This is a genomic window from Streptomyces synnematoformans (genome assembly GCF_039531005.1).
In the GTDB taxonomy this organism is placed as follows: domain Bacteria; phylum Actinomycetota; class Actinomycetes; order Streptomycetales; family Streptomycetaceae; genus Streptomyces; species Streptomyces synnematoformans.
The window spans coordinates 1-2,780 of sequence record NZ_BAAAPF010000531.1 but is presented as its reverse complement, the minus strand read 5'-3'; the positions used below and the strand labels follow the sequence as shown (position 1 = coordinate 2,780).

The 2,780-nt window shown below is 75.1% G+C and carries 2 protein-coding genes and 2 pseudogenes; all 4 read left to right on the top strand.

Translation table 11 applies throughout. The annotated features are described in order from the left end of the window. Window positions 1-368 (top strand): annotated as a pseudogene (locus tag ABD317_RS35560) (L-aspartate oxidase); the annotation flags it as partial. A gap of 32 nt (window positions 369-400) precedes the next feature. Further along, window positions 401-1,450, top strand: coding sequence for a carboxylating nicotinate-nucleotide diphosphorylase (gene nadC, locus ABD317_RS35555; RefSeq protein ID WP_344295916.1), 1,050 nt, complete (start codon window positions 401-403; stop codon window positions 1,448-1,450). Continuing rightward, complete coding sequence (locus tag ABD317_RS35550) at window positions 1,451-2,248, top strand: type III pantothenate kinase (RefSeq protein ID WP_344295913.1); 798 nt, start codon at window positions 1,451-1,453, stop codon at window positions 2,246-2,248. 87 nt (window positions 2,249-2,335) lie between these two features. Continuing rightward, window positions 2,336-2,780 (top strand): annotated as a pseudogene (locus ABD317_RS35545) (hypothetical protein); the annotation flags it as partial.

Here is a 2,780-nt window from a genome sequence, read left to right as displayed (position 1 = left end):
CGGAGATCCAGCGCGCGATGACCGCCGGCGCCGGCCTCCTCTTCGCCGCCGCCAGCCTCGCCGGCGCCGCCGCGGAGCTGCGCGCGGTACGGGACGCCTCGCGCCCCGCCGCCGCGGCGCCGGGCGTGGAGACCTGGGAGGCCACGAACCTCCTCCTCGTCGCCCGGGTCCTCGTCGAGTGCGCCTCGCGCCGCACCGAGACGCGCGGCTCCCACTGGCGCGAGGACCACGCCGACCGGGACGACGCCCGCTGGGCCCGCCACTTCCGCGTCACCCTCGCCCCCGATCCCGTACGCCCAGAAGCCCCCGACCCCGCACTCGCCGTCCGGACCACGGCCGGCACCGCCTTCCACCGGGAGACCCCGTGAGCAGCACCCCAGAGCCCCACCGACCCCAGCCCGTGGAGCTGACGCTCCTGCCCCTCGGCGGACCGGACGCCGGCGGCGACGGCGGCACCGGCGCCGCGGCAGGCGGCGGCTGCGGCGACGCCTGCGGCTGCGGGGCGGGCGGTGCGGCCGGCGGTGCGGAGGGGGAGTACGGCCACGACCCCCTGGAGTGCGGCCTCGACCCCGGTCTCGCCCAGCTCCTCGCCGACGCCGGCCTCGACCCCGTGTACGTGGAGGACGTCGCCCACCTCGCCGTCGAGGAGGACCTCGACCACGGCGTGGACGTGACGACCGTCGCCACCGTCCCCGAAGACGCCGTCGCCACCGGCGACTTCACCGCCCGCGAGGCCGGCGTCGTCGCCGGCCTGCGCGTCGCCGAGGCGGTGCTGTCCGTCGTCTGCACCGACGACATGGAGGTCGAGCGGCACGCCGAGGACGGCGACCGGGTCGCGGCCGGACAGCCGCTGCTGACGGTCCGTACCCGCACGCGCGACCTGCTCACCGCCGAGCGCAGCGCGCTCAACCTCCTCTGCCGCCTCTCCGGCATCGCCACCGCCACCCGCGCCTGGGCCGACGTCCTCGACGGCACCGGCGCGAAGGTCCGCGACACCCGCAAGACGACGCCCGGCCTGCGGGCGCTGGAGAAGTACGCGGTGCGCTGCGGCGGTGGCGTCAACCACCGCATGTCGCTGTCGGACGCGGCGCTGGTCAAGGACAACCACGTGGTCGCGGCGGGCGGTCTGGCGGAGGCGTTCCGGCTCGTCCGGGCCGAGTTCCCGGACCTGGACGTGGAGGTGGAGGCGGACACCCTGCACCAGGTGCGGGAGGCGGTCGACGCGGGCGCGGACCTGATCCTGCTGGACAACTTCACGCCCGTCGAGACCGAGGAGGCGGTAGCGCTGGTCGACGGCCGCGCCCGGCTGGAGTCCTCCGGGCGGCTGACGCTGGAGAACGCGCGCGTGTACGCCGAAACGGGCGTCGACTACCTGGCCGTAGGAGCGCTCACGCACTCCACGCCCGTCCTCGACATCGGCCTCGACCTCCGTGAGGAGGGCGACGGCTAGATGCTCCTCACCATCGACGTCGGGAACACCCACACCGTCCTCGGCCTCTTCGACGGCGAGGAGATCGTCGAGCACTGGCGCATCTCCACCGACGCGCGCCGCACCGCCGACGAGCTGGCGGTGCTGCTGCAGGGCCTGATGGGCATGCACCCCCTGCTCGGCGAGGAGCTGGGCGACGGCATCAACGGCATCGCCGTCTGCTCCACCGTCCCCTCCGTACTGCACGAGCTGCGCGAGGTCACCCGCCGCTACTACGGCGACGTGCCCTCCGTGCTCGTCGAGCCCGGCGTGAAGACCGGCGTGCCGGTGCTGATGGACAACCCCAAGGAGGTCGGCGCCGACCGGATCATCAACGCCCTGGCGGCGGCCGAGCTGTACGGCGGCCCGGCCGTCGTCGTCGACTTCGGCACGGCGACGACGTTCGACGCGGTCAGCGAGCGCGGCGAGTACGTCGGCGGGGTCATCGCGCCGGGCATCGAGATCTCCACGGAGGCGCTGGGGGTGCGCGGCGCGCAGCTGCGCAAGATCGAGCTGGCCCGGCCGCGCGCGGTGATCGGCAAGAACACCGTCGAGGCGATGCAGTCCGGCATCCTCTACGGGTTCGCGGGGCAGGTCGACGGCGTCGTCAACCGCATGGCGGCGGAGCTGGCGGACGACCCGGACGACGTCACCGTCATCGCGACCGGCGGGCTGGCGCCGATGATGCTGGCCGACTCCTCGGTGATCGACGAGCACGAGCCGTGGCTGACGCTGATCGGGCTCCGCCTGGTCTACGAGCGGAACGTCTCGACCGCCTGACGGCACGCGCGGACCCCCCGCCCCGCGGCGAAGCCCGTTCCGCGCGCCTTCGCGCCATCGGTCCCCTTCAGGGCCTAAAGTCGGATTATGCCTACGCCATACGGTTCCCGAGGCGGCGTGGCGCTCAGCGCCGACGAGGTCCGCGTCGTGCGTGACGCGCTGGCCATCGCCATCGAGTCGAGTTGGGGCCTGCCCAGGCCCGCCAGAGGTGACGGAACGGGCCCGGCCGCCGCGGCCAACTCCGTGCAGTCCCGCCGCGGTGCCGTCGTACGGGACTGCACGGAGCTGGCCGCGGCGCTGGACGAGACGGCGGCCGAGGCGGACCGGATGCGCCAGTTCCGCAACGCCGACCTCGCCCGCTACCGCGCCGCGCTGCCCGGCAGCGCCTCCGGGTACGCGGAGCTGCTGCACGAGGCGCTGGCCACCGGCTACGTGCCGCTGCGGGCGGACGACGCCGCGCTGCACGCCCTGTGCGCCGCGCCGCCGGACCCGGCCGGGGCCGAGCGCCGCCGGCTGCTGCTGCGCCGCTGTG

Coding starts and splice junctions, on each gene's coding strand:
- ABD317_RS35550 (WP_344295913.1), top strand. CDS start 1,451: ATGCTCCTCACCATCGACGTCGGGAACACCCACACCGTCCTCGGCCTC.